General features: G+C 32.3%; 5 protein-coding genes. All 5 read right to left on the reverse strand.

Features of this window, described 5'->3' with window-relative positions; genetic code table 11:
* Nucleotides 1-69: 69 nt before the first annotated feature.
* Entirely contained in the window at nucleotides 70-1,644 is a 1,575-nt protein-coding gene (locus HALSAC_RS0104120; RefSeq protein ID WP_027339198.1) for a YncE family protein, read from the reverse strand.
* A 553-nt stretch (nucleotides 1,645-2,197) separates the two neighbouring features.
* Nucleotides 2,198-3,691, reverse strand: coding sequence for an AAA family ATPase (locus tag HALSAC_RS0104125; RefSeq protein ID WP_027339199.1), 1,494 nt, complete (start codon nucleotides 3,689-3,691; stop codon nucleotides 2,198-2,200).
* Nucleotides 3,684-4,220 carry a hypothetical protein gene (locus HALSAC_RS0104130; protein WP_027339200.1) on the reverse strand — a complete coding sequence of 179 codons (537 nt, stop codon included), beginning with the start codon at nucleotides 4,218-4,220 and terminating at the stop codon, nucleotides 3,684-3,686. Before HALSAC_RS0104130 ends, HALSAC_RS0104125 begins: the two co-directional genes overlap by 8 nt.
* 334 nt (nucleotides 4,221-4,554) lie before the next feature.
* A complete protein-coding gene (locus tag HALSAC_RS0104135) occupies nucleotides 4,555-5,658 on the reverse strand; it encodes an acyltransferase family protein (RefSeq protein ID WP_027339201.1) in 1,104 nt (367 codons plus the stop codon).
* 191 nt (nucleotides 5,659-5,849) lie between these two features.
* Complete coding sequence (locus tag HALSAC_RS0104140; protein ID WP_027339202.1) at nucleotides 5,850-7,016, reverse strand: ATP-grasp domain-containing protein; 1,167 nt, start codon at nucleotides 7,014-7,016, stop codon at nucleotides 5,850-5,852.
* Nucleotides 7,017-7,232 lie beyond the last annotated feature (216 nt).

A 7,232-nucleotide genomic window follows, 5' to 3' on the forward strand; every position in this document is an offset into this window, starting at 1 on the left:
TTAATTTTATCAATTATTATAGAAAAAGAGCAGTCACAGATTGACTACTCTTTTTCTATAATAATTCTCTTACAAATTCCTCTTAACTATATCTCCATTATTATCTATCTTAACCACATAACCTCTAATCCTTCCATCTCTACGACCTGTACCTGCTAAATAATAGTAATCTCCATCAGTAGATTCAGCAATAGAATGGATATAGGTTCCATAATCACCTAAATGTTTTGCATTTCTTAAGTTGTTATCAACTTTATAAACTACTCCATTACTTCCGTCTGTTCCTACTAAGATATATCCATCATCTACATTCAATAGATCACGGAAGATACTAACATCTGAAATATTAGTTGAATCTTTAATCTCTATTTTACCACTACTTAGATCAACCCTTGCTACATATCCATTATCTCCTACCACTACAAATTCATCCTCTTCACCGATAAAGCCATGATTATCTTCACCTTTTAACTTCCATAAACGTGGCAGACTTGAAGATCCTCCATATGATCCATACACCTCTTGTAATTCAAAAGTATCATTAAACCTCATCAATATTCCATTTGAATTATCTCTACTATTACCTACCAATCCAGCAGCTAAGAAGCCATCCTTTGTCCTCACTATAGACTCTAAATTATAGTATTTTTCAGTTAGCAAAGCATCATCTTTAACAATTATTGTATTCATATTTTCTCCATCTACTGACCCTTCATTCTCATTTACAATATCTACTACTACTATATATGGATCCATCTTGCTTTGACTGCTAATCCCTATATTTCCAACTGCCACCATTTGGTCAGCCTGATTGGCTACTTCACTACTTTGTATGGCAATTCCATCCCTTAAGTAAGCATCATTACTAGGGGCCATATTAAGGTAATGGTGCTTTATTTCACCAACATTATTCATTTTAGCAATATAAGGTCTATAATTTTTACTAGTCTCTCTTTGATAACCAATCAAATAATACCAATCGTTACCTCCAAAAGGATATACTACATCTTGGATCCCATAGAACCTTCCATGCTCACCCTCATCACCAACTTTTTTGTCCCAAATAGTCATTCCTTGTCTGTTGGCTTTTACAATATAAGGGTACACTTGATTATTATTACGATCAGTATAACCTACTGCTATATAACCTCTACGAGTACTATCTTGAGCAGGTACAATAGCATGAAACCCACTTTCTAATTCGTCGTTAATGTCTTTAATTGTTTCATAATAAGTATAATAATTCTCATTGTACTCCCTTAAAACTTCAAATGGAATTTCTCCAGATTGCACTCCATCTACTATTACTTTCACAGTAGTAATACCAGGATTTCTTCCAATCACCTTAGTCTGAGCTTCATTAGGTGAAGTAAATTCAGCTAAATTAGAATCACCTAAAATCCATTGATAACTTATCTCTTCACCAACTTCTTCATTTATTTTCACAGCATCAACTTCAAAATCTCTACTTTCTTGATCAACAATTACCTGTCTAGGGCCTGTAACTCCTTCAATAAATGAAGTCCTGTTACTTTCACCCCTAAATGCTCTCCTAACAAAACTATCTTCACTACACCCTACTACCAAAACTCCCATAGCTAATAATAAAACTAACAATAAACTCTTTCTAAATTTCCTCACCATTAAACCCTCCTTATTACTACTATTTATTCTTATCCAGATTTAAAATCTACTCACCTATGTAAGTGATTCTATTATAATTATAACCAAGGATTTTAAAAGTAGCAATCTTTTTCTACACCTTTCAAAAAATAATAAAGCTAGGTTTGATTATCAAACCTAGCTTTTAACATTTTATTTTCAATTACTAATTTTATACCTTCTGCTTATATTAAAGTTATACTTAATAGTAATATAGTTTCAGTTTTAGTATTGAGTAGCGGATGGTGAGTAAAACCAATACCTAAAAATCAATAACGGTTTAAGCATGCCCTGAGTGCTGTTTCTGAGGAAATAATTAAGGAATCTAAATATAAATTCAAAGACTTAACACAGATAAAAATCTGATAAAAGAAGATTAGATCTGATTAAATATTTTTTTATTTTATCTTAATCTCTGATCAGAATTTAATCCGCTCTTATCAGATTTAATCAGCATCTATCCTTTGATTTTTATATTTTTAAAAGTTTTTAACTATCAATTATCAATTGACAACTATCAACTGAAACTATATTACTATGCAGTTCTACTCTTCTTATTATATTCTAATCTTAATCTAAACTCATCTCCTGAAATGCTCTCCTCCTCTAGAAGTGTATCCACTACACTATCAATAAAGTCTCTATTATTCTTAATCTCTTCTCTTACTTTCTTCTCCTCTTCTTTTATAATCTCTGTAATTGTCTCATAAAGCATATTTTTGGGCAATGTATCTTTACTTACTACCCCTAACTTAGACATCCCAGAGAATACAATCTGCTTACCTAAATGCATAGCCTTCTCAAAGTCATTTGCTGCTCCTGTACTTCTATTTCCTAATACCTCTTCCTCTACCATTGAACCTGCTATCAAAACGGCAATCTGGTCTTTAAGATAATCGATAGTTTGTAGGTAGAAGTCATCCTCTGGATTATGGCGAACATAACCTAGAGCCCTACCTCTAGAAGTAATAGTAATATTAGATACAGATCCTTGGTTAACCCTCTCTCCTAGAAGAGCATGTCCAACCTCGTGATAAGCAATCCTCTTTAATTCATCCTTGTTTGGTCTACGATCTAACTTTTCACCCATCATTACCTTATCAACAGCTTCTCTAAAATGATCAGAATTAATAACCTCTGAATCCTCTCTCATAGCCATAATTGCCGCTTCATTGGCTAAGGACTCTAATTGAGCTCCAGAAAAACGGAAGGTCTCTTTGGCTAACTTCCTTATATCTACACCTTCACCCAAGGGCTTATTATTGGTATGAATCTTTAGGATATGCTCTCTTCCTTCCCTATCTGGAAGATCAACTTTAACGATCCTATCAAAACGACCTGGACGTAATAAAGCATCATCTAAAGTATCCATCCTATTAGTAGCTCCTACTACCAATACATTAACCTTGTCATCAACAGAGATACCATCAAGCTCTACAAGTAACTGATTTAGAGTTTGATCATATTCCATATGGCTATTATTTTGTCCACGTTTTGCTCCAAGTACATCTATTTCATCAATAAAGATAATTGCATTATTCTTTCCATCCTTCTTTGCCTTATCTCTTGCTTCATTAAAGAGTTTTCTAACTCTTTTAGCTCCAACTCCAGCATACATTTCAATAAACTGACTACCCGAAGTAGAGATAAAGACTGAATCAATATAATTAGCCGCAGCCTTAGCAAGTAAAGTCTTTCCAGTTCCTGGAGGACCACTCAATAGCAGACCCTTTAATGGTCTAATCCCTAGTTTCTTAACTTCTTGCTTAGCCTTTACAAACTCTAAGGCCTCTAAAAGTTCATTTTTTGCCGAATCTTGGCCCCCTATATCTGAGAAATTTATATTAGGGGTATTAGAATCTCCTTTCTTAGCTACTACAAAATTTCCTCCTACCTTCTCCTTACTAAAAGAGTTGAACAAATAATAAGCAATTCCACCTAAGAGAAGGAACGGAAATAAATTTATTCCATGAAAAGCTAAGAATATAACACCAGCCAATCCAATACCAATTCCAAACTCTTTAACCATCTATTCCACCTCCTCTTCTATTACTTCCTCTTTCTATAACTCGATAAAGATTCTCTTCTTCATACCCTAAAACTAAATAGATATAATCTTTATCTACTCTTACTTCACCACGATCCAAATTATAAATTGCTTTATTCTCTTCTATACGATCTCCTAATTTTACAAACTCACCTGTCTCAATTGCTTCATAAAGGGCCAAATTAATTCCGCTATAAACCTCTTTTAAAGTGTCTGATTCACTATCTTTAAATTTAATCCTATAACTCTCACCCTTTAAAGTCTCTTCTATCTTCTCTTTACTTTCTAGAAAGATAACTTCTAGATCTCCCTTAGAACCTAAAGAGAGTTCAAAGTCATATCTGCCATTGGATTTATCCATATTAACATCCTCTAACCCTTCAATGGCAATCAGATTATTTTGTAAAGAATTATTCACCTTGTATCTATCAATCAGCCTATTACCACCAAATAATATAGCTAACGTTAGTACCAAAATAATCAATACCCCTTTAATCTTTATCCCCTTCATTAGAACTCCCCCTTTCTAATTTCTAAATACAAAAGATATATTTTAAGTTATACTAAATTTAAAAGAATCTTATAACTGATAATAAACTTAACCCTAAAATGATTATCTGGACTAACTAAAGATTTAAAGCCTAGATTTAATTGATAATCTTATCAAATTTATTACCTCTACTTACTGTTAAGACAAAGACTATTATAACACAAAGATTTGCAGGAATCTATTGTAATTAAAATGTAATTTATGTAAAGTGGTCTTTTTAATCAAAAAGAGACCCTTTCAGGTCTCTTCTTAATGATTTTATTAGATTTTTATGTTTTAATTATTCCCTGAAGAATTAAACTTTTATCCCTCTCCCGCCAGTTACAGTTGAATAAACAGGTTTTAAAAAATTTCTTAATACATCACCTAATAAAACTATAACTCCCATAACAAGAAGAGGATTTACTAGGTATACTAAAAATGTAATATAAGGAGAACTACCTAATAGAGCTAACCAAATATCCGTTAAAAAATCTAACAAAGGAACATGAAATAAAAAGATAAAGAAGGTAAAAGAAGTTAAATAAAGAAGCTTACTGTCATCCTCTAACTCCCCTACATATATATCATAACCATACCACAATCCAAAAAGCCCTAAGATTATTGCAATCTTATGCAAAAGCAACAGAATAATAGGAAAACCATAATAGGCTAAAAGAGTCTTCACACCTAGAATTATCAACCAAAGAACTAAAGTGGCATTAACCTTCTTCTTACTAAGCTTCTTTTGTATATCTATTCCTTTAATCACCAATAAAGCTCCTAACATAAAGAAGAGTATACCTTCTGGATTAATAATATATAGATTAAGCTCTAATAACCAAAATATCGCAAAAGGGATTAAACCCAGGTAGCCACTCTTCTTTAAATAGTAATATATTAACGGAGAAAGAATAACATAAATCATCAAATCCAAGATAAACCAAAGTTGATAAGCAGCTGGATAAAGGAATATTCTCACTATATAATCTCCAAATCCATAATCCCTAACCAACCAAGTTGTAAAATCAGACTCTGGAAACAAATCTTGTATCCCCATACTCAAGATAAACTCTTGGGCCAAATATAAAAACAAGAGACTAAGTAAACTACATAAAAGGTAAGGTACCAATAGAGTTTTGGCCCTACTTTTATATTTAGCTAGAAAATTCTCTCTCTTTGGCTCTAGATTATAATAAAATAGATAAACTGATATAACAAAAAATAAAGGAACTGCTACTCTAGTAACCCCATTACTAACAAAGTACTGAAAAAAACTGCTCAGATTCATTCCATCTGATATCTGGGTAAAAGGCTGCAAAAACCTATCTGTCAAATTGTAAGCATAGATATAAACCACCATCACTATCGCAATTAAAGATACTACTTTAAGCTTCTTACTTAAATAATTGTCAATCATATTTTTATTCCCCCTTTTTTAATATTATAACTATTAACCATCAACTACTAGAACTTGGATAAATATCAAGCTCCTTCTAGTAGTTTGATAACTAATAATACTCACCATTAAAGTAACTCTATACTATATTCACCTAATTCTATTATATGTAACTTTATCCATGTTTTTATAAGGCTCTGGTCACTATTTAACTAATATTTTAGATATCTACCCAAATCCAACTTCAAAACTCTATCCAACTCTTCCTTATTATCCTCCTTAGTTTCGATAAATAAGAAAGCAAGGAGGGGATATTTTCTCCAATCAATATCTCTAAGCTCTAAAATTGAAGTGAAGTTATCAAAAAATCCTTCATAATCAATACCCTTTATCCTATCTCTTTTCACATCATCTGGCATATCTGCTACTACAATACTAAATACCTTATCCTCTTTACCAGCAAAAACCTTCTCCCAATCAACCTCTTTCTCCTTAAAGTAATAATCATAAGTATTGATTCCATAAGCATAATAAGCAATATCTGTAGTACACCACCCAGCAAATCTCATTGGGTTAACCTCAATTGGAATAGAATTATTCTCCTGATCTACCCTAAGCTCAATATGAAGAGGAAGGCCCTTAATATTGGAGAGACTCCCTAGTTTTTTTAACATATCTAAAGTAAGATCATAGTACTTTTCGATTATAGCCTTGGAAGTACTATACAATCTATCACTTACATCCTCATCAGAAGAGAAACTATGCTCTAATATATTTAAGATTACAGGCTGGCCCTCACTATTATAATAAGCATCAACTGCAATCTCTTCCCCTACAATAACTTCTTCAATAATAAACTTAGTTGAGGATACAACCTCCTGAGGATACAGCTCTTTGACACTATTCATCTCTTCTTTAATATTCTTAACTACCCTTGCCCACTCTTCATTACTACTAACATTATGTACACCTATGCTGAAGAACCCTACTGCTGGCTTAACTATAAATGGCTTTGGTATATTAGCTATATCTAAATCTTCTAAATAGTCATAATCTACACTTTGGTAATAAAAATCAGGATATAAAGCTTCAAGTAACTCTCTAAACTTAACTTTGTCCTTGAAGATTTCTATATTATTATGTAGATTCTCATCTGAGATGTTGGCCCCTATCCAACCAAGAGAGTTCTCAGAGTTAGTATAAAGCAGATTATCCTTAGTGCCTTCATACTCTCTTATAAACTCTTCTTCTGTTAAGATGTTGACCCTTTTAGCAAATTCCTTTCCCTTCATAAACTGGTTCTCCAATACTGGTATCTCCATATCCACAATAGTTTCCTTCAATAAATCTGACAGGTAAGGCTTATCGATAATTATCATCCTTATTCCTCCTTATTAAATCTACTGTTACTTGATTTTTAAATAACACTATATAGTGTCTGTGTCAGTAGTCAGTGTTAGTAAAACCTTAAAAACTATAGGTTTATTAGGTTTTGATTTTTACTGACACTGACACAGACTACTGACACTATATTACTATTAAGTATCAAATACACTAACTTCCCGCACTCTCATAAACACTTATCCCTCTAAGCC

The sequence above is a fragment of the Halonatronum saccharophilum DSM 13868 genome (assembly GCF_000517025.1).
In the GTDB taxonomy this organism is placed as follows: Bacteria; Bacillota; Halanaerobiia; order Halobacteroidales; family Halobacteroidaceae; genus Halonatronum; species Halonatronum saccharophilum.